The organism is Bosea sp. PAMC 26642 (assembly GCF_001562255.1).
Lineage (GTDB): Bacteria > Pseudomonadota > Alphaproteobacteria > Rhizobiales > Beijerinckiaceae > Allobosea.
Genome location: NZ_CP014301.1, coordinates 1,436,405 through 1,455,107, shown reverse-complemented (window position 1 = coordinate 1,455,107; position 18,703 = coordinate 1,436,405). Strand labels below are relative to the sequence as shown.

The following is an 18,703-nucleotide window of genomic DNA, read 5'->3' as shown; positions in this document are numbered from 1 at the left end:
TCTCGACCTTACTGCACGACCAGCATCGCCGTTTTCGCGGCGGTGAGTGCGGCCTGATAATTCTTGATGAGGGCTTCCGTCGGTGCGGCGAAGGCGTCGAGGATCGTGCCCGGGCGGATACCGTACCAGATCGTCAGCACCACCAGCGGCACCAGGATCGCCGCCTCGCGACGGTCGATATCCGTGATGCCTTTGAGTTCCGGCTTGACCAGATCCCCGAACATGACGCGGCGATAGAGCCAGAGCGCATAGCAGGCCGAGAGGATGACGCCCGACGTGGCGATGAAGGCGACCCAGGGATTGGCCTTGAAGGCGCCCAGCAGCGTCAGGAACTCGCCGACGAATCCGGCCGTGCCCGGCAGGCCGACATTGGCCATGGTGAAGACCATGAAGATGACGGCATAGACCGGCATCCGGTTCACCAGCCCGCCATAGGCGGCGATCTCCCGGGTGTGCATCCGGTCGTAGACCACGCCGACGCAAAGGAAGAGCGCGCCCGATACCAGGCCGTGGCTGACCATCTGGTACATGGCGCCCTGGATGCCCTGCGGCGTCAGGGTGAACAGGCCCATGGTGACGAAGCCCATATGGGCGACCGAGGAGTAGGCGATCAGCTTCTTGATGTCCTCCTGCATCAGCGCCACCAGCGAGGTGTAGACGATGGCGATGACGGAGAGCGCGAAGACGAAGGGCGCGAAATATTGCGACGCCTCGGGGAACATCGGGATCGAAAAACGGATGAAGCCGTAGCCGCCCATCTTCAGCAGGATCGCCGCCAGGATGACGGAGCCCGCCGTCGGCGCCTCGACATGCGCGTCGGGCAGCCAAGTATGGACCGGCCACATCGGCATCTTCACCGCGAAGGATGCGAAGAAGGCGAGCCACAGCCAGGTCTGCATCCCGGCCGGGAACTTATGGGCCAGCAGCGTCGGGATGTCGGTGGTGCCGGCGTGCCAGTACATCGCCATCAGCGCCAGCAGCAGCAGGACCGAACCGAGCAGCGTGTACAGGAAGAACTTGTAGGAGGCGTAGACCCGGCGCTTGCCGCCCCAGATGCCGATGATCAGGAACATCGGGATCAGGCCGGCCTCGAAGAAGAGGTAGAACAGCACGAGATCGAGCGCCACGAAGACGCCGATCATCAGCGTCTCGAGGATCAGGAACGCGACCATGTATTCGCGCACGCGCTTGGTCACCGAGACCCAGGAGGCCAGGATGCAGAACGGCATCAGGAAGGCGGTCAGCACGACGAAGGGGAAGGAGAAGCCGTCGACGCCGAGCTTGAACTTGATCGCATCCGACACCCAGCCATGGGTCTCGACCATCTGGAAGCCGGGATTGCCCGGCTCGAAGCGCGCCCAGGCGACCAGCGCCAGCACGAAGGTCGCGACCGTGGCGGCAAGCGCCGCATAGCGCGCATTGGAGTCGACCGAAGCGTCGTCGCCGCGCTGCGCCAGGATGAAGGCCGCGCCGACCAGCGGCAGGACGAGAAGACCGGTGAGGATTCCGAATCCGAACATCATCTCACCCGCGCGCCAGCAGATACCAGGTCACCAGCCCGGCGACGCCGATCAGCATGGTGAAGGCATAATGATAGAGGTAGCCGGTCTGCAGCCGAACCACCCGGTTGGTGACGTCGACGACGCGCGCCGAGATGCCGTCGGGTCCCATTCCGTCGATGACGAAGCCGTCGCCCTTCTTCCAGAGGAACTTTCCGAGCCACATCGCCGGCTTCACGAACAGGAAGTCGTAGATCTCGTCGAAATACCACTTGTTGAGCAGGAACTTGTAGAGCGCCGGGTTGGCGGCGGCGAGCTTGCCGGGCACGTCGGGCCGCAGCACGTACATGTAGAGCGACAGCAGGAAGCCGATCACCATTGCGATGAAGGGCGAGGCGACGACCCAGCCGGGAACCTCGTGCATCTCGTGCAGGATGTGGTTGTCCTTGCCGGTGAAGAGCGCCGCCTTCCAGAAGTGTTCGTAGTTGTGGCCGATGAAGGCCTCCTTGAAAGCGAAGCCGGCCGCGACCGCGCCGAGCGACAGCACCGCCAGCGGAACCAGCATCACCAGCGGGCTCTCATGCGGGGTGTGGGCGTGGCCATGACCGTGATCGCCATGGGCATTGTCGTCGTGGGCGTGCGCCGCGTGAGCGTGGTCGTCATGCGCATCGTGACCGTGGCCGGCATGGGCGTCCGCGCCCCAGCGCGGCTTGCCCTCGAAGGTCATGAAGTACAGCCGCCATGAATAGAACGAGGTCATGCAGGCGGCGACGACGAGCAGTACGAAGGCGTAGGAGGCCGGAAAGCCGGTATGGGCGACCGAGGCATAGGCGCTCTCGATGATCGCATCCTTGGAGAAATAACCGGCGAAGAGGGGGAAGCCGGTCAGCGCCAGCGTGCCGATGGTCATGGCGGCGGCCGTGAGCGGGATGTGCTTCCTGAGGCCGCCCATGTTCCGCATGTCCTGCTCGTGATGCATCGCGTGGATGACCGAGCCGGCGCCCAAAAACAGCAGCGCCTTGAAGAAGGCATGGGTGAAGAGGTGGAAGATGCCGGCCGAATAGGCGCCGACGCCGAGCGCCACGAACATGTAGCCGAGCTGCGAGCAGGTCGAATAGGCGATGACGCGCTTGATGTCGTTCTGCACGAGGCCCACCGTCGCCGCAAAGAAGGCGGTGGTGGCGCCGATGACGATGACGACGGTCAGCGCTGCGGGTGCGTATTCGAAGATCGGCGACAGGCGCGCCACCATGAAGACGCCGGCGGTGACCATGGTCGCGGCGTGGATCAGCGCCGAGACAGGAGTCGGGCCCTCCATCGCGTCGGGCAGCCAGGTGTGCAGCAGGAACTGCGCCGACTTGCCCATGGCGCCCATGAACAGCAGCAGGCTCGCCAGCGTCAGCGCGTGCCAGTCGCGCCCGAGGAAATGGAAGGTTGCATTGGTCAGGTCGGCGACGCGCGGGAAGATGGCATCGAAGCCGACCGAGCCGAACAGCACGAAGACCAGGAAGATGCCGAGCGCGAAGCCGAAATCGCCGACGCGGTTGACGATGAAGGCCTTCATCGCCGCCGCATTGGCCGAGGGCTTCTTGTACCAGAAGCCGATCAGGAGATAGGAGGCGAGACCAACGCCCTCCCAGCCGAAGAACATCTGGACGAGATTGTCCGAGGTGATCAGCATCAGCATCGCGAAAGTGAACAGCGACAGATAGGCGAAGAAGCGCGGACGATGCTCGTCCTCGTGCATGTAGCCGATCGAATACAGATGGACGAGGCAGGAGACCGTGTTGACCACGACCAGCATCACGGCGGTCAGCGTGTCGATGCGGAAGGCCCAGTCGACGCGCAGGTCACCCGAGGCCATCCAGGTTGCGATCTGGATGCGGGTGGTGCCCGAGCCGAAGCCGACGCTGAAGAAGGCGACCCAGGACAGGACCGCGGAGACGAACAGAAGCGAGGTGGTGACGATCTCCGAGCCGCGCGCGCCGATCAGCCGGCCGAACAGTCCGGCGATCAGGAAGCCGATCAGGGGAAGGAAGACGATCGCGTGATACATGGGGCAAATCCGGGCGCGTTCGCGCCTCAGCCTTTCATCATGTTGATGTCTTCCACCGCGATCGTGCCGCGGTTGCGGAAGTAGACGACGAGGATGGCGAGCCCGATCGCCGCTTCGGCTGCGGCGACGGTGAGCACCAGCAGCGCGAAGACCTGACCGACGATGTCGTTCAGGAAGCTCGAGAAGGCGACGAAGTTGATGTTGACCGAGAGCAGAATGAGCTCGACCGACATCAGGATGACGATGACGTTCTTGCGGTTGATGAAGATGCCGAGCACGCCCAGCGTGAACAGGATCGCCCCGACGGCGAGATAATGGCCCAGTCCGATCATCAGACCGTCTCCTCCGGCAGGCCGGCGCGCGAGGGCACCTGCCTGATTTCCATCGCGGTCGCCTTGGTGCGGGCGTTCTGCTGCACAATGTCCTGGCGCTTGATGCCGAAGCGCTCGCGCAGCGTCAGCACGATCGCGCCGATCATGGCGACCAGCAGCACGAGGCCGGCCGCCTGGAAGTAGTAGACATATTGCGTGTAGAGTACTTGGCCCAACGCGGCGGTGTTGCTGATGTTGTTGGGGATCGGCGCGACCGGGGCGCGCACGATCTGCGGGTCGATGACCCAGGCACCGACGACCAGCAGCAGTTCGACCGCGAAGACCAGCCCGACCAGAGCGCCGATGGGCAGATAGTTCAGGAAGCCCTGGCGGAACTCGGCGAAATCGACGTCGAGCATCATCACCACGAACAGGAACAGCACTGCGACCGCGCCGACATAGACGACGATCAGCAGCATCGCCAGGAACTCGGCGCCGAGCAGCAGGAACAGCCCCGACGCGTTGACGAAGGCCAGGATCAGGAAGAGCACCGAGTGAACGGGATTGCGCGACGTCACCACCATGAACGCCGAAGCGACGGTGACGCCTGCGAAGAGATAGAAGAAAGCCGCTGCGGCGTTCATTCTGGCCAGCCTTTCCGCCCTTGCGGGCGGTCCTTGTTGAAGCGCATTCCGAACACGTCAGATGCGATTTCCAGCGTCTATAGTCAGGCCCGCCAAGCGCGACAACCGCGCGACGGGACTGCGTTGACCTTGTCCTACCCTCTCCGTCATTCCGGGCGTAGCGAAGCGGAGACCCGGAATCCATCGTGGAGCGCAGTACCCTTCGATGGATTCCGGATCAGCGCGGCTGCGCCGCTTGTCCGGAATGACGTCGGAGGGTGATAAAAACGGTTCACCGATACGGCGCGTCCATCGCGATGTTGCGCGCGATCTCGCGTTCCCAGCGCGCGCCGTTCGCGAGCAGCTTGTCCTTGTCGTAGAACAGTTCCTCGCGGGTCTCGGTCGCGAATTCGAAGTTCGGTCCCTCGACGATCGCATCGACCGGGCAGGCCTCCTGGCAGAAGCCGCAATAGATGCACTTCGTCATGTCGATGTCGTAACGGGTCGTGCGACGCGTGCCGTCGTTGCGGCGCGGTCCGGCCTCGATGGTGATGGCCTGAGCCGGGCAGATCGCCTCGCAGAGCTTGCAGGCGATGCAGCGCTCCTCGCCATTGGGATAACGGCGCAGCGCATGCTCGCCACGGAAACGCGGGCTGAGCTGCCCCTTCTCGAAGGGGTAGTTCAGGGTTGCCTTCGGCTTGAAGAAATAGCGCATCGACAGCGCGAACGCGCCGACGAACTCCTTCAGCAGCAGGCCCTTGGCGGCTTGGCCAAATGCGGTTGCCATGATCCTTGCCTTGTCCAATCTCAGCTGGCGATAAAGCCGAGCCATTCAAAACTCTTATACCCGACGAAGCCACCGACGAATGCCGCGACTACGGCGCCCACGATGACGACTTCTCCGGTCTCCGGCGTCACCAGACGCCGCCATCTCCAGCATGCGCCCCAGAACGCCAGCGCGCCGCCGACCATGCCGATCATCGGAGCGATGACCGACGTCGTCATCACCGCACCGGTCCCCAGCCCGTAACCTGCAGCACGAAGGCGACCACCACGACCGAAACCAGCGAGAGCGGCAGGAACACCTTCCAGCCCAGCCGCATCAGTTGGTCGTAGCGGTAGCGCGGCACGAAGGCTTTCACCATCGCGAACATGAAGAAAACCAGGCAGATCTTGAGCGCGAACCAGAACACGCCTGGCAGCCAGGTGAAGGGTGCTACGGGGAATGGCGGCAGCCAGCCGCCGAGGAACAGGATCGTGGTCAGCGAGCACATGGTCATGATCGCCACGTATTCGCCGAGCATGAACAGGAGATAGGGCGTCGAGGAATACTCGACCATGAAGCCGGCGACGAGCTCAGATTCCGCTTCCGGCAGGTCGAAGGGCGGCCGGTTCGTCTCGGCCAGCGCCGAGATGAAGAAGACCACGAACATCGGGAAGAGCGGCAACCAGTACCAGCGCAGCATCCCCCAACTGGTGTTCTGTGCCTCGACGATGGCCGAAAGGTTCAGCGAGCCGACGCAGAGCAGCACCGTGATGATGACGAAGCCGATCGAGACCTCGTAGGAGACCATCTGCGCGGCCGAGCGCAGCGCGCCCATGAACGGGTATTTCGAGTTCGAGGCCCAGCCGGCCATGATCACGCCGTAGACGCCCAGCGACGAGATCGCGAGGATATAGAGCACGCCGACATTGATGTCGGCGATCGCCCAGCCCTCGGCCACCGGGATGACGGCCCATGCACCCAGCGAAAGCAGGCACGAGATGAAGGGCGCCAGCAGGAACACGCCCTTGTTGGCGCCCGACGGGATGATCGGTTCCTTGAAGGCGAACTTCAGCAGGTCGGCGAAGCTCTGGAACAGGCCGAACGGGCCGACGACGTTGGGGCCGCGCCTGAGCTGTACCGCCGCCCAGATCTTGCGGTCGGCGAGCAGGATATAGGCGATGAAGACGAGCAGGCAGACCAGCAGCAGCAGGCTCTTGCCGAGCATGATCGCGAGATCGAGGACGATATCCCAGTTCATGGCCGCTTACTCCGCCGCCTGCCGCAGCCGGCCCGAGGCCAGCGCCGAGCATTCGGCCATCACGGCGGAGGCCCGCGCGATCGGGTTGGTCTGGTAGAAATCGGCCACGGGCGAGACGAAGCCGGCCTTGTCGGTCTTGCCGCCGAGGCCGGCGAGCGCCGCCAGACCCGATGCATCGACCGGCGCCAGCGTATCGAGAGCGGCGAAATGCGGATGGGCCTCATAGAGCGCCCTGCGCAGGCCCGACAGCGAGTCGAAGGGCAGCGTCTTGCCGAGCGTCGATGAGAGCGCCCGCAGGATCGCCCAGTCCTCGCGGGCGTCGCCCGGCGGGAAGGTGGCGCGGTCGGTCATCTGCACGCGCCCTTCCGTGTTGACATAGGTGCCGGACTTCTCGGTGTAGGCTGCGCCGGGCAGGATGACATCGGCGCGGTGCGCCCCCTTGTCGCCATGCGTGCCCTGATAGATCACGAAGGCTCCGGACGGAACCGCGATCTCGTCGGCGCCGAGCAGGAACAGGACATCGAGTGCGCCGGGCGCGATCATCCCGGCGACATCGAGACCACCCTCGCCTGGCACGAAGCCGAGATCGAGCGCGCCGACGCGCGCGGCGGCCGTGTGAAGCACGCCGAAGCCGGCCCAGCCGCCGATCGTCGAAGCGCCCAGAAGCTGCGCCGCCTTGGCGGCCATCGACAGGATCGCCTCGCCGTCGGGACGGGCCAGAGCGCCCTGCCCGACCAGGATCATCGGCTTGGCCGCGCCTGCCGTCGCGTTCCTGACGAGGTCGGCCAGCGTGTCCGTACCGGCGCCGAGATAATCATAGGAATAGGTTAGATCGGACTGCTCGCCGATGAGGCTGACCTTGAAGTCTCCGCGCAGCCAGCGCTTGCGGATGCGGGCGTTCAGGATTGGTGCTTCCCTGCGCGGATTGGCGCCGATGATCAGAAGCGAATCCGCTTCGTCGAGCCCCGCGATGCCCGCGTTCAGGATATAGGAGGCGCGGCCGTATTTCGGGTGCAGCTTCGTGCCGTCCTGACGCGCGTCGAGATTGGCGCTGCCGAGCGAGGCCATCAGGGCCTTCAGGGCGAACATCTCCTCGACCGCGGCGAGATCGCCGGCGATGGCGCCGATCTTATCGGGAGCCGCCGTCTTCACCTTGCCGGCAATCAGCGCGAAAGCGTCCGCCCAGCTCGCGGGCTTCAGCATGCCGTCGATCCGGATATAGGGCCGGTCGAGCCGCTGCGTGCGCAGGCCGTCGACGATGTGGCGGGTCTTGTCGGAGATCCACTCCTCGTTCACCGCCTCATTGAGGCGAGGCAGGATGCGCATGACCTCCTTGCCGCGCGAGTCGACGCGGATGGCCGAGCCGACCGCGTCCATCACATCGATGGACTGGGTTTTGCTCAGCTCCCAGGGCCGGGCCTTGTTCTGATAGGGTTTTGAGGTCAGCGCGCCGACCGGGCAGAGATCGACGACGTTGCCCTGGAGCTCCGAGGTCATCGCCTGCTCAAGATAGGTCGTGATCTCCATGTCCTCGCCGCGGCCGATCGCACCAAGATCCTGCCCGCCGGCGACTTCTGTGGTGAAGCGGACGCAGCGCGTGCACTGGATGCAGCGCGTCATCGAGGTCTTCACCAACGGGCCGATATACTTGTCCTCGACGGCGCGCTTGTTCTCGGCATAGCGGGAATTATCCACGCCATAGGCCATAGCCTGGTCCTGCAGGTCGCACTCGCCGCCCTGGTCGCAGATCGGGCAATCCAGCGGGTGGTTGATCAGGAGGAACTCCATCACCCCCTCGCGCGCCTTCTTGACCATCGGCGACCTGGTCGAGACGACCGGCGGCTCGCCATTGGGGCCGGGGCGCAGGTCGCGCACACCGATGGCACAGGAGGCCTGCGGCTTCGGCGGCCCGCCCTTCACCTCGACGAGACACATGCGGCAATTGCCGGCGATCGAAAGGCGCTCATGGAAGCAGAAGCGCGGCACCTCGGCGCCTGCGGCCTCGCAGGCCTGCAGGACCGTGTAGTCGGAGGGAACGTCGACCTCGATGCCGTCGATGAGGAGTTTGGTCATGATCTCACTCCGCCGCCATCAGCCGAACCGGCTCGGAATGCGGGTTCGCGGCATAGTCGTCGATGCGCTTCTCGATCTCGTGACGGAAATGCGCGATCAGGCCCTGGATCGGCCAGGCGGCAGCGTCGCCGAGCGCACAGATGGTGTGGCCCTCGATCTGCTTGGTAACGTCGAGCAGCATGTCGATCTCGCGCTTTTGCGCCCTGCCCTCGGCCATGCGGTTGATGACGCGCCACATCCAGCCCGTGCCCTCGCGGCAGGGCGTGCACTGGCCGCAGCTCTCATGCTTGTAGAAATAACTGATGCGCGCGATCGCGCGGACGATGTCGGTCGATTTGTCCATGACGATCACGGCCGCCGTGCCAAGGCCCGATTTGAGCTTGGAGAGCGAGTCGAAATCCATCGGCGTGTCGATGATCTGCTCGGCCGGCACCATGCGCACCGAGGAGCCGCCGGGGATGACCGCCATCAGGTTGTCCCAGCCGCCGCGCACGCCGCCGCAATGGCGATCGATCAGTTCGCGGAAGGGGATGCCCATCACCTCTTCGACATTGCAAGGCTTGTTCACATGCCCGGAAACGCAGAACAGCTTTGTACCTACATTGTTGGGGTTGCCGAGCGAGGAGAACCACGCCGCGCCACGACGCAGGATCGTCGGAGCGACCGCGATCGACTCGACGTTGTTGACGGTCGTCGGGCAGCCGTAGAGGCCGACATTGGCCGGGAACGGCGGCTTGAGGCGCGGCATCCCCTTCTTGCCTTCGAGGCTTTCGAGCAGCGCCGTTTCCTCGCCGCAGATGTAGGCGCCGGCGCCGTGATGCACATAGAGATCAAAGGGGTAGCCGTGGATGTTGTCCTTGCCGATCAGACGCGCCTCATAAGCCTCGTCGACCGCGCGTTGCAGCGCCTCGCGCTCGCGGATGTATTCGCCGCGAATGTAGATGTAGGCGGCATTGGCGTTCATCGCGAAGGAGGCAATCAGGCAGCCCTCGACCAGCGTATGCGGGTCGTTGCGCATGATCTCGCGATCCTTGCAGGTGCCCGGCTCCGACTCGTCGGCATTGACCACGAGGTAGCTCGGGCGCCCATCGCTCTTCTTGGGCATGAACGACCATTTCAGCCCCGTCGGGAAGCCGGCGCCGCCGCGTCCGCGCAGGCCAGACTTCTTCATCTCGTCGATGATCCAGTCCTGGCCCTGCTCCAGCAGGAATTTCGTACCGTCCCAGGCGCCACGCGCCATCGCGCCCTTCAGCGAGAGGTCGTGCCGACCGTAGAGATTGGTGAAAATGCGGTCGCGATCAGCAAGCATCGTCTTCGCCTCACTTCACCGGCTTGTCGGCAGGCTTGGCAGCCCGCGGACGGCGAGCCGGCGCCTTCTCCGGCGCTGCCTTGATCGTGTCGCCCGCAGCCGAGGGCGTATCCTGCGCACTGTTCGACGGCTGGGCCGGGTCGGAGGGCTTCGGCCGGCCGGGGCTCGCAGCAGCGGGCGCAGGCGCCGCCTTGATGTCGGTCGGCCCGGCGGTGCCCGTCGCAGCCGTCTGGGTTTCCGCCGTCTTGGCCTCGGCCTCGGCTGCTGTTTTCGCGGCCGCAGCTTCGGCGGCAGCCTTGCGCTGCTCGGAGACTCGCGTCTGCCAGTCGCCGGCACCGATCACGGTGCCGTCATAAAGCGCGGGATCCTTCAGCGTCTCGCCCCCGCCCAGCGGCTCGGAGCCGGAGCGATCGACCTGCGGACCCGGCCTGGTCGGCCGGCCATGACGCAAATCGTCGAGCAGAGCGCGGAAATTATCCGGCGTCAGATCCTCGTAATAGTCGAAATTGATCTGCACCATCGGTGCATTGCAGCAGGCACCGAGACACTCGACCTCGAGCCAGGAGAGTTTGCCGTCGGCCGAAACGGTCGATTGCGGGCCGATGACGTCCTCGCAGACCTTCCTGATCGCCTCTGCGCCGCGCAGCGCGCAGGGCGTCGTGCCGCAGAGCTGGATGAAATGCTCGCCGACCGGCTGCAGGTTGAACATGGTGTAGAAGGTCGCGATCTCCATGACGCGCATCGGAGCCATGTCGAGCTTGCGGGCCACCGCCTCGATCGCGGCGCGCGGCACCCAGCCGTGATGCTGCTCCTGCGCCTTCCAGAGAAGCGGAATCACGGCCGAGGCCTGGCGGCCTTCCGGATATTTGGCGATCTGCTGATCGGCCCAGTTCTCATTCGCCGCGTCGAATGCGAAGGAGGCGGGCTGGACGTGATCGGGGGCGAGACGACGGACGGACATATCAGTTCTCTCTCGACGTCATGCTCGGGCTTGTCCCGAGCATCCACGCCTTCGCAACATCGGCCACGTTCAAGACGTGGATGGTCGACACAAGGTCGACCATGACGGGGAACATCGCGCTCATCGCTTGCCCTCCCCCAGGAGCTTTGACAACGCGCGCGCACACCACTCCGAAACGAGGACCGCGGCGTGTCGCCATGCCCGCAGGAATTGTGACAGCTCGCGCGAGGCCCTCGCCTGCATTCGACGGCTCGACATCAGCTCGGGACAAGCAAAAAGTAGCGCCGCACATACGACCCAGGAGATTGCAGTGCCCCACAACACATCGCCCCAAACAACGGGGTTACCCGACAATTCCAACCAGAGTCGCACAATTGTCGTCGGCGACGAATAGATCAGAGCGAAACAGGCAGCTCTGACGAGTCGTGGATGCGATGCGATTAGCCTCACCGATCGACCTCCCCGAACACGATGTCCAGCGAACCCAGAATCGCGGAGACATCCGCCAGCATGTGCTTGCGGCACATGAAATCCATGGCCTGGAGATGGGCGAAGCCCGGTGCCTTGATCTTGCAGCGATAGGGCTTGTTGGTGCCGTCCGAGACCAGATACACGCCGAACTCGCCCTTGGGCGCCTCGACCGCCGCATAGACCTCGCCGGCGGGCACCTTGTAGCCTTCGGTGTAGAGCTTGAAATGGTGGATGATCGCTTCCATCGAGCGCTTCATCTCGCCCCGCTTTGGCGGCACCATCTTGCCGTCAAGCGCGGAGATCGGCCCGCCTCCCTCGGGGGAGAGCAGCTTTTCGCAGCACTGCTTCATGATCCGCACCGACTGGCGCATCTCTTCCATGCGGAGGCAGTAGCGGTCGTAGCAGTCACCATTCTTGCCGATGGGGATGTCGAATTCCATCTCCTCGTAGCACTCATAGGGCTGCGACTTGCGCAGATCCCAGGCGGCGCCCGAGCCACGGACCATCACGCCCGAAAAACCCCATTTCCAGCAGGTGTCGAGATCGACGACGCCGATATCGACATTGCGCTGCTTGAAGATGCGGTTGTCGGTCAGAAGCGTTTCGAGATCGTCGCAGACTTTTAGGAACGGGTCGCACCATTCGGCGATGTCGTGGATCAGCGAGGTCGGCAGATCCTGATGCACGCCGCCTGGCCTGATATAGGCCGCGTGCATGCGCGAGCCGCTGGCGCGCTCGTAGAAGATCATCAGCTTCTCGCGCTCCTCGAAACCCCACAGCGGGGGCGTGAGTGCGCCGACATCCATCGCCTGCGTGGTGACGTTGAGCAGATGCGAGAGGATGCGGCCGATCTCGGAATAGAGCACGCGGATGAGCTGGCCGCGGCGCGGGACCGTGACGCCCATCAGCTTTTCGACCGCGAGCGAATAGGCATGCTCCTGGTTCATCGGCGCGACGTAATCGAGCCGGTCGAAATAGGGCAGTGCCTGCAGATAGGTTTTTGCTTCGATCAGCTTCTCGGTGCCGCGATGCAGCAGGCCGATATGCGGATCGACGCGCTCGACGATCTCGCCGTCGAGTTCGAGCACGAGGCGCAGCACGCCGTGGGCCGCCGGGTGCTGCGGCCCAAAGTTGATGCTGAAATTGCGGATATTGTGCTCGCCCATGTCCCGCTCCGATCAAGCCGTCTTCGCTTTTTCGTCACCCGGAAGGACGTAGTCGGTCCCTTCCCATGGCGACAGAAAATCGAAGTTGCGGAATTCCTGGTTGAGCTTCACCGGCTCGTAGACCACCCGCTTCTGTTCGTCGTCGTAGCGCACCTCGACGAAGCCGGTCAGCGGGAAGTCCTTGCGGAGCGGATAACCCTCGAAGCCGTAGTCGGTGAGGATGCGACGCAGGTCTGGATGGCCCGAGAAGAGAATGCCGTAAAAATCGTAGGCCTCGCGCTCATACCAGTTCGCAGCCGGAAAGATGTCGATCACGGAAGGGACCGGTGTCGCCTCGTCGGTCTGGACCTTGACCCGGATGCGGTGGTTATGATGCGGCGCCAGCAGATGATACACGACGTCGAAGCGCTTCTCGCGCTGCGGATAGTCGGCACCGGCGATGTCGGTGAAGTTCAGAAAACGGAAGCGCGGGTCGTCGCGCAGGGTCCGTAGAACCTCGACGATCGTGCCAGCCTCAACAAGTATCGTCAGTTCGTCGAAGGCGATGACCGCCTCCGTCACGGCGTCGGGCAGCGCCGCCTTGATGTTGTCCCCGAGAGCAACGAGATCGCTCATGACAGGCCCTCAGCGCTCGATCGTGCCGGTGCGGCGGATTTTCTTCTGCAGCAGCAGCACGCCGTACAGCAGCGCTTCCGCAGTCGGAGGACAACCGGGCACATAAATGTCGATCGGCACGATGCGGTCGCAGCCACGTACCACCGAGTAGCTGTAATGGTAGTAGCCGCCGCCATTGGCGCAGGAGCCCATCGAGATGACGTAGCGCGGCTCCGGCATCTGGTCGTAGACCTTGCGCAGCGCCGGGGCCATCTTGTTGGTCAGCGTACCTGCCACGATCATCACGTCGGACTGGCGTGGTGAAGCACGCGGGGCGAAGCCGAAGCGCTCGACGTCATAGCGCGGCATCGACATCTGCATCATCTCGACGGCGCAGCAGGCCAGACCGAAGGTCATCCACATCAGCGAGCCGGTGCGCGACCAGTTGATCAGGTCGTCCGTCGCCGTGACGAGGAAACCCTTGTCGGCGAGTTCGTTGTTCATCTCGACGAAGAAGGGATCGCGCGCACCGACAGGCAGGCCGTCGGGGCCAAGTAGACCTTTTGGCGCCGGTGCGACGAGCGGGTCGTCGCGGTCGATCGCTGTGATTGCCATATCAGAACCTTTGTGAAGCCATAGCCGTCAGATATGTCGCGACAATCAAGTCTGCGATCGGACGATTAGTCCCACTCCAAGGCGCCCTTGCGCCACTCGTAAACGAATCCGACGGTCAGAACGCCCAGAAAGATCATCATCGAGCAGAAACCATACCAGCCGAGCCCGCCGAAGGCGACGGCCCAGGGGAAGAGAAAGGCGACCTCGAGATCGAAGATGATGAACAGGATCGCGACGAGATAGAAGCGCACGTCGAACTTCATGCGGGCATCGTCGAAGGCGTTGAAACCGCACTCATAGGCCGAGAGCTTCTCGGGGTCGGGCTTCGAATAGGCGATCGCGAAAGGGGCGATCAACAGGGCCAGCCCGATGACGGCGGCGACGCCGATGAAGATGACCAGCGGCAGGTAGTCGTTCAGAAGGGACGGCACCTGGAGAGTTTGCATGGACGGTCTCCATATCTCGCGGCCGTGCGGCGGCGCGGTCGATCAGTCGATTAGACCTTGGATTAGAATGAAGCAAGAGTTTGCCGCGTCGCACAATCGCTCTGCAGGGTTGAGCGCAGCGCAGGCGCGATCCGGGCGTGAGTTCATGTCACCATAAAAAGCCGCCAGCAAGCTCGACCTCGACGCGGCGGGCTGGTCGCGAGACGCATCACGCGACAGAGTGGTGCCGAATCGACGCCAACTCAGGCGTCCGCGATCTTGAGAGACCCTCTGTGCCGTTACCCGTGCCAACAGCTCTTCTCCGACCGTTTTCGGAGATATTCGGCGCGTGATGCTGTCCCGCCATTTCGCGATCAGCGCCCTTCTATGCGTTTTTGCCCTCCCCGTTTCCGGCGCAAAGACGCAGGGGCAGGCTATGCGTGCACCCTACCCGCCTGAGCGCCCTTTCGATCTCGACCTACCAGCTGCGTCACCGTTGCCGCCGATCATCGTGCCGGCGCCGGCTATTGCACCGGGAGCTCCTGCGACGGCGGAGCCCGAGGAGGATGAGGGTCCGGAATGGCCAAAACTTGCGCCAGGGCAGAAGGCCGGCGCCGAACCGCAATACGATCCCGAAGAGCGGCCGGACAAGCCCGGCGTCTCGACCGATCCGGGAACCTCGGTCGTCTGCCTGCCGCAGCCGCTGAAGCTGATCCTCGGCAAGATCGCCGACAAGTTCGGTGCCGTTAAGGTGACATCGACCTGGCGGCCGCCCTGGCGGGCGCGGCGCGGCTCCTATCACAAGCGTTGCGAGGCTATGGACTTTCGCGTGCCGGGCATCCGGCCGCGGACCGTGCTCGACTATGCGCGCGCGATGCCCGATGTCGGTGGCAGCAAGGTCTACTGGAATGGCATCATCCATATCGACACCGGGCCGAAGCGGCCCTGGTGAAGCCTCACACGACGCTGACAAGCTCTCATGATGCGAGCAGCGACGGTGGCGATGGTTCGATGTCTGGATAATGGCGCGGGCGACGGGGCTCGAACCCGCGACCTCCGGCGTGACAGGCCGGAATTCGTTCAATGATTACAACGACTGGTTACTAATTTCGCAGCTGGAAGCGACTGATAATGGCCGAGAAGTGTAACGGGATCCGACAGCAACCAGCGGGTTCCATATTGATGCTTTAGGCCGCTCTTTCGAACCTATTCGCCTTATGCAAAAGCCAATCTCTCCAGCTCGCGGCTGGCCTCTCATGATCGTCAGCGACCATCGCACTGAGCAGACATCGCGAGCGATCCTGCAATCATAGGAAGGTACTCGAGTCCCTGCCTGAACCGGACTTTTCACTTAGAATCCATCTAGAGATGATCCTTTAGAAAAGGTTCTGGACGAGCTTCATTTGTTGTCCAAGATGAGAACCATCGCAGCGTAGCCGAGCTGGCGCGCCATCTCTATCAGCAGCATAGAAAATTAAATGATGGCGGTTTGAATAACTTGATAATGCGAGGGGAAAACTAGACACCCCGCAGAGTCGCTGGCCATACGCCCCCCAATTCGGGGCTGGTCGTTCCCGGAGCCGCCCCAATGAAAAACTTCATGGCTCGCGATCTAGCAGGGTCTGTGGTCGACGCGCTGACGTCGAATATCTGCGTTGTGGATTTGGCTGGGCAGATCCTAGGGGTAAATCGCGCCTGGGTGGAGTTCAGCACAAGTAATGCCGGCAGCGCTGAAAAAAACTACCGCGGAACAAACTATCTTTCAGTTTGCCAACAGTCTGCAGGAGCGGCCTCGGCTGAAGCCTCAGAGTTTTCGAGTGGACTGCAAGCTGTCCTTCAAGGGCGAAAGAAAGTTTTTCAGCTAGAGTACCCTTGTCACTCTCCAACTACTTTGCGCTGGTTTTTAGCGAGAGTGACTCCGCTATCCCGATCCAGTATCAAAGGGAGGTTTGAAATATATGGCGCGGTCGTTTCGCACATGGATATCTCGGACCGCAAGTTACTAGAGCTGGAGTATGCGAAGCTAGCCTCCACTGATCCTCTAACAGGCTTGCCTAATCGACGCTTTTTTGAAGAGTATGCAAAACTCGAAATCGAACGATTGCGACGATTTGGCGGATCTATGTCACTCCTAATGATAGACTTAGACAATTTTAAGAGCGTCAATGACACCTATGGCCACGTCGCTGGCGATGAAGTGCTCAAGACTTTCGCTACACGCGGAAATATTCTGTTCCGGGCGACGGACCTCTTCGCACGCATCGGGGGCGAGGAATTTGTTGCTTTGCTCGTCGGCACCGACAAAGCCGGTGCGTTGCTGGTCGCAGAGCGACTCAGGTCCAGCATAGCTGAGTCGAGTATTCGGACGAGCGCTGGCTCCATTCGGGTTACAGCCAGCGTGGGGCTCGCGGCAGTCACGATGAAAGATCGATCAGTGACATCCTCGCTTCGCCGCGCTGACAAAGCGCTGTATCGGGCGAAGGAAAGCGGCAGAAACCGGGTAGAGGTCGCGCCTTAAGCGTATCTCGTTCCTGCGAGCCTCGCATCACTGTCGACGTCGTGGCCTTCTGAACTCAGCTGACGAGGGAGCTTTTCGGACGAGGCCTCCCTGCAATCTGAGCCCACAGCGCACCCTCCGCACTTCAGGTCACGATTGCACCCATCCAGGCCTTAGCCAGTCGAACGAGGAAGAGCATCGATCACCTTCTTTATGCGACCGCGAAGACCGTCGCGCCGCTGTCGGCTGGGCCCACCGCTGCACGGAAGGTCGCGAACAGGTCGCGCCCGACACCTTGATGCGACGCCGACAGATCGACCGTGGCCGGTTCGCGCGCCGCCCAGAGCGCGGGATCGACCAGGACCGACAGCCGGCCCGCGACCGCATCGACGCGGACGATGTCGCCGTCGCGCAACCGCGCGATCGGCCCCCCATCGGCGGCCTCTGGCGTGACATGGATCGCCGCTGGCACCTTGCCCGACGCGCCCGAGAGCCGCCCATCCGTGACGAGCGCGATCCTGAAGCCCCGGTCTTGCAGCACGCCGAGCGGCGGCATCAGCTTGTGCAGTTCTGGCATGCCGTTGGCGCGCGGTCCCTGGAATCGAACCACGGCGATCAGGTCGCGCTCGAGTTCGCCTGCCTTGAAGGCGGCCTGCAACTCCTCCTGACCGTGGAAGATGCGCGCTGGCGCCTCGATGACATGGCGCTCGGCGGCGACGGCCGAGGTCTTGATCACGGCCCGGCCGAGATCGCCGTCGAGCACGGTGAGCCCGCCGGTCGGCTGAAAGGGCCGGCTTACGCCGCGCAGAATTGTGTCGTCGCCGGTAGAGTCGGCCCCGTCGCGCCAGGACAGCCCACCGTCTTCGCCCAGCACCGGCTCGCGGACATAGGCTTCGAGGCCCCTGCCGGCGACCGTCTCGACGTCGCGGTGCAGCAGGCCGGCTGCGAGCAACTCGCGGATGACGAAGCCCATGCCGCCGGCGGCGTGGAAATGGTTCACGTCGGCCTTTCCGTTCGGATAGATGCGGGCGAGCAGCGGCGTGACCGCCGCGAGGTCCGAGAAATCGTCCCAAGTCAGCGCAATCCCCGCTGCGGCAGCCATGGCGACGAGATGCAAGGTGTGGTTGGTCGAGCCGCCGGTCGCGTGCAACCCGACCACGGCGTTGACGAAGGCTCGCTCATCGAGCATGCGGCCGACCGGCGTGTAGGCGTTGCCGAGCGACGTGATCGCCAGCGCCCGCTCGGTCGCAGCCTTGGTCAGCGCGTCGCGCAGCGGCGTGTTCGGGTTGACAAAGGCGGCGCCCGGCAGGTGCAGCCCCATGATCTCCATGACCATCTGGTTGGTGTTGGCGGTGCCGTAGAAGGTGCAGGTGCCGGGCCCGTGATAGGATTGCGCCTCGGCCTCCAGCAACGTCTCGCGGCCGACCTTGCCCTCGGCGAAGAGCTGGCGCGCCTTGGCCTTGTCGTCATTGGACAGTCCCGAGGTCATCGGCCCGGCCGGGATGAACACCGCCGGCAAATGGCCGAAGGCGAGCGCGCCGATGACGAGGCCGGGCACGATCTTGTCGCAGATGCCGAGGAAGACCGTCGCGTCGAAGGTCTGGTGCGAGAGCGCGACCGCCGTCGAGAGTGCGATTACGTCTCGCGAAAACAGCGAGAGCTCCATTCCCGCTTCGCCCTGGGTGATGCCGTCGCACATCGCCGGCACGCCGCCGGCGACCTGCGCGACGCCGCCAGCGGCGCGCGCCGCCTCGCGGATCAGCGCGGGGAAGCGCTCATAGGGCTGATGCGCCGAGAGCATGTCGTTATAGGCGGAGACGATGGCGAGGTTGGCGCCATGGCCGGCCCGCAACATCACCTTGTCGCCGGGCAGGCAGGCGGCGAAGCCGTGGGCCTGGTTAGCGCAGCCGAGGCTTTGGCGTCGCGGCCCGGCCTCGGCGGCGGCCGCGATCCGGTCGAGATAGCGCGAGCGGGCGTCCCGCGAGCGCCCGACGATGCGCTCCGTCACCTCGGCGATCCGGGCATTGATCGCGGCATGGGTCATCGCGGCCTCCTCGTGGTGCTGGTTTCGACCGAACG

At 63.7% G+C, this 18,703-nt stretch carries 18 protein-coding genes; 2 read left to right on the top strand and 16 right to left on the bottom strand.

The features are described from left to right. Positions 1–8: 8 nt before the first annotated feature. The 15 genes from AXW83_RS06820 to AXW83_RS06755 form a co-directional block, all read right to left on the bottom strand. The gene (locus AXW83_RS06820; protein WP_066620008.1) at positions 9–1,520 is read right to left on the bottom strand and encodes an NADH-quinone oxidoreductase subunit M; all 1,512 of its coding nucleotides are present in this window, start codon (positions 1,518–1,520) and stop codon (positions 9–11) included. 4 nt (positions 1,521–1,524) lie between these two features. Beyond that, positions 1,525–3,555 carry an NADH-quinone oxidoreductase subunit L gene (gene nuoL, locus AXW83_RS06815; RefSeq protein ID WP_066611767.1) on the bottom strand — a complete coding sequence of 677 codons (2,031 nt, stop codon included), beginning with the start codon at positions 3,553–3,555 and terminating at the stop codon, positions 1,525–1,527. Positions 3,556–3,581: 26 nt separating this feature from the next. Beyond that, the gene (gene nuoK, locus AXW83_RS06810; RefSeq protein ID WP_066620004.1) at positions 3,582–3,890 is read right to left on the bottom strand and encodes an NADH-quinone oxidoreductase subunit NuoK; all 309 of its coding nucleotides are present in this window, start codon (positions 3,888–3,890) and stop codon (positions 3,582–3,584) included. Continuing rightward, positions 3,887–4,510 (bottom strand): NADH-quinone oxidoreductase subunit J, encoded by a 624-nt coding sequence (locus AXW83_RS06805; RefSeq protein WP_066611765.1) that lies wholly within the window; start codon positions 4,508–4,510, stop codon positions 3,887–3,889. The genes nuoK and AXW83_RS06805 overlap by 4 nt, the downstream gene beginning before the upstream one ends. A gap of 271 nt (positions 4,511–4,781) precedes the next feature. Beyond that, the gene (nuoI, locus tag AXW83_RS06800) at positions 4,782–5,276 is read right to left on the bottom strand and encodes an NADH-quinone oxidoreductase subunit NuoI (RefSeq protein ID WP_066620001.1); all 495 of its coding nucleotides are present in this window, start codon (positions 5,274–5,276) and stop codon (positions 4,782–4,784) included. Between the two features lie 20 nt (positions 5,277–5,296). Beyond that, positions 5,297–5,494, bottom strand: coding sequence for a hypothetical protein (locus AXW83_RS06795; protein ID WP_066611763.1), 198 nt, complete (start codon positions 5,492–5,494; stop codon positions 5,297–5,299). After that, the gene (nuoH, locus tag AXW83_RS06790) at positions 5,494–6,513 is read right to left on the bottom strand and encodes an NADH-quinone oxidoreductase subunit NuoH (RefSeq protein ID WP_066611761.1); all 1,020 of its coding nucleotides are present in this window, start codon (positions 6,511–6,513) and stop codon (positions 5,494–5,496) included. The genes AXW83_RS06795 and nuoH overlap by 1 nt, the downstream gene beginning before the upstream one ends. A gap of 6 nt (positions 6,514–6,519) precedes the next feature. Further along, positions 6,520–8,586, bottom strand: coding sequence for an NADH-quinone oxidoreductase subunit NuoG (nuoG, locus tag AXW83_RS06785; protein ID WP_066611759.1), 2,067 nt, complete (start codon positions 8,584–8,586; stop codon positions 6,520–6,522). A gap of 4 nt (positions 8,587–8,590) precedes the next feature. After that, the gene (gene nuoF / locus AXW83_RS06780) at positions 8,591–9,895 is read right to left on the bottom strand and encodes an NADH-quinone oxidoreductase subunit NuoF (protein ID WP_066611757.1); all 1,305 of its coding nucleotides are present in this window, start codon (positions 9,893–9,895) and stop codon (positions 8,591–8,593) included. Between the two features lie 10 nt (positions 9,896–9,905). Then, a complete protein-coding gene (nuoE, locus tag AXW83_RS06775; RefSeq protein ID WP_066611756.1) occupies positions 9,906–10,856 on the bottom strand; it encodes an NADH-quinone oxidoreductase subunit NuoE in 951 nt (316 codons plus the stop codon). Position 10,857: 1 nt separating this feature from the next. Then, positions 10,858–10,980 (bottom strand): hypothetical protein, encoded by a 123-nt coding sequence (locus AXW83_RS28020; RefSeq protein ID WP_257722114.1) that lies wholly within the window; start codon positions 10,978–10,980, stop codon positions 10,858–10,860. Positions 10,981–11,302: 322 nt separating this feature from the next. After that, complete coding sequence (locus AXW83_RS06770; RefSeq protein ID WP_066611755.1) at positions 11,303–12,493, bottom strand: NADH-quinone oxidoreductase subunit D; 1,191 nt, start codon at positions 12,491–12,493, stop codon at positions 11,303–11,305. Between the two features lie 12 nt (positions 12,494–12,505). Then, a complete protein-coding gene (locus AXW83_RS06765; RefSeq protein WP_066611751.1) occupies positions 12,506–13,108 on the bottom strand; it encodes an NADH-quinone oxidoreductase subunit C in 603 nt (200 codons plus the stop codon). A gap of 9 nt (positions 13,109–13,117) precedes the next feature. Then, the gene (locus tag AXW83_RS06760) at positions 13,118–13,702 is read right to left on the bottom strand and encodes a NuoB/complex I 20 kDa subunit family protein (protein ID WP_066611750.1); all 585 of its coding nucleotides are present in this window, start codon (positions 13,700–13,702) and stop codon (positions 13,118–13,120) included. A 65-nt stretch (positions 13,703–13,767) separates the two neighbouring features. Next, the gene (locus AXW83_RS06755) at positions 13,768–14,148 is read right to left on the bottom strand and encodes an NADH-quinone oxidoreductase subunit A (RefSeq protein WP_066611749.1); all 381 of its coding nucleotides are present in this window, start codon (positions 14,146–14,148) and stop codon (positions 13,768–13,770) included. 415 nt (positions 14,149–14,563) lie between these two features. On the opposite strand from AXW83_RS06755, the gene AXW83_RS06750 reads away from it, so the two are divergent. Together AXW83_RS06750 and AXW83_RS26450 are read left to right on the top strand one after the other, a co-directional pair. Continuing rightward, positions 14,564–15,079, top strand: a complete 516-nt coding sequence (locus AXW83_RS06750) for a YcbK family protein (protein WP_168166069.1) — start codon at positions 14,564–14,566, stop codon at positions 15,077–15,079. A 636-nt stretch (positions 15,080–15,715) separates the two neighbouring features. Continuing rightward, positions 15,716–16,645 carry a sensor domain-containing diguanylate cyclase gene (locus AXW83_RS26450; RefSeq protein WP_082766989.1) on the top strand — a complete coding sequence of 310 codons (930 nt, stop codon included), beginning with the start codon at positions 15,716–15,718 and terminating at the stop codon, positions 16,643–16,645. A gap of 190 nt (positions 16,646–16,835) precedes the next feature. On the opposite strand, the gene edd is transcribed toward AXW83_RS26450, so the two are convergent. Continuing rightward, a complete protein-coding gene (edd, locus tag AXW83_RS06740) occupies positions 16,836–18,668 on the bottom strand; it encodes a phosphogluconate dehydratase (RefSeq protein WP_066611742.1) in 1,833 nt (610 codons plus the stop codon). Positions 18,669–18,703 lie beyond the last annotated feature (35 nt).

Excerpts from the sequence above, each read along its gene's own strand:
- AXW83_RS06820 (WP_066620008.1), bottom strand. The coding sequence starts at position 1,520 with ATGTTCGGATTCGGAATCCTCACCGGTCTTCTCGTCCTGCCGCTGGTC.
- nuoL (WP_066611767.1), bottom strand. The coding sequence starts at position 3,555 with ATGTATCACGCGATCGTCTTCCTTCCCCTGATCGGCTTCCTGATCGCC.
- AXW83_RS06805 (WP_066611765.1), bottom strand. The coding sequence starts at position 4,510 with ATGAACGCCGCAGCGGCTTTCTTCTATCTCTTCGCAGGCGTCACCGTC.
- nuoI (WP_066620001.1), bottom strand. The coding sequence starts at position 5,276 with ATGGCAACCGCATTTGGCCAAGCCGCCAAGGGCCTGCTGCTGAAGGAG.
- AXW83_RS06795 (WP_066611763.1), bottom strand. The coding sequence starts at position 5,494 with ATGACGACGTCGGTCATCGCTCCGATGATCGGCATGGTCGGCGGCGCG.
- nuoH (WP_066611761.1), bottom strand. The coding sequence starts at position 6,513 with ATGAACTGGGATATCGTCCTCGATCTCGCGATCATGCTCGGCAAGAGC.
- nuoG (WP_066611759.1), bottom strand. The coding sequence starts at position 8,586 with ATGACCAAACTCCTCATCGACGGCATCGAGGTCGACGTTCCCTCCGAC.
- nuoF (WP_066611757.1), bottom strand. The coding sequence starts at position 9,895 with ATGCTTGCTGATCGCGACCGCATTTTCACCAATCTCTACGGTCGGCAC.
- nuoE (WP_066611756.1), bottom strand. The coding sequence starts at position 10,856 with ATGTCCGTCCGTCGTCTCGCCCCCGATCACGTCCAGCCCGCCTCCTTC.
- AXW83_RS28020 (WP_257722114.1), bottom strand. The coding sequence starts at position 10,980 with ATGAGCGCGATGTTCCCCGTCATGGTCGACCTTGTGTCGACCATCCAC.
- AXW83_RS06770 (WP_066611755.1), bottom strand. The coding sequence starts at position 12,493 with ATGGGCGAGCACAATATCCGCAATTTCAGCATCAACTTTGGGCCGCAG.
- AXW83_RS06765 (WP_066611751.1), bottom strand. The coding sequence starts at position 13,108 with ATGAGCGATCTCGTTGCTCTCGGGGACAACATCAAGGCGGCGCTGCCC.
- AXW83_RS06760 (WP_066611750.1), bottom strand. The coding sequence starts at position 13,702 with ATGGCAATCACAGCGATCGACCGCGACGACCCGCTCGTCGCACCGGCG.
- AXW83_RS06755 (WP_066611749.1), bottom strand. The coding sequence starts at position 14,148 with ATGCAAACTCTCCAGGTGCCGTCCCTTCTGAACGACTACCTGCCGCTG.
- AXW83_RS06750 (WP_168166069.1), top strand. The coding sequence starts at position 14,564 with ATGCGTGCACCCTACCCGCCTGAGCGCCCTTTCGATCTCGACCTACCA.
- AXW83_RS26450 (WP_082766989.1), top strand. The coding sequence starts at position 15,716 with ATGAAAAACTTCATGGCTCGCGATCTAGCAGGGTCTGTGGTCGACGCG.
- edd (WP_066611742.1), bottom strand. The coding sequence starts at position 18,668 with ATGACCCATGCCGCGATCAATGCCCGGATCGCCGAGGTGACGGAGCGC.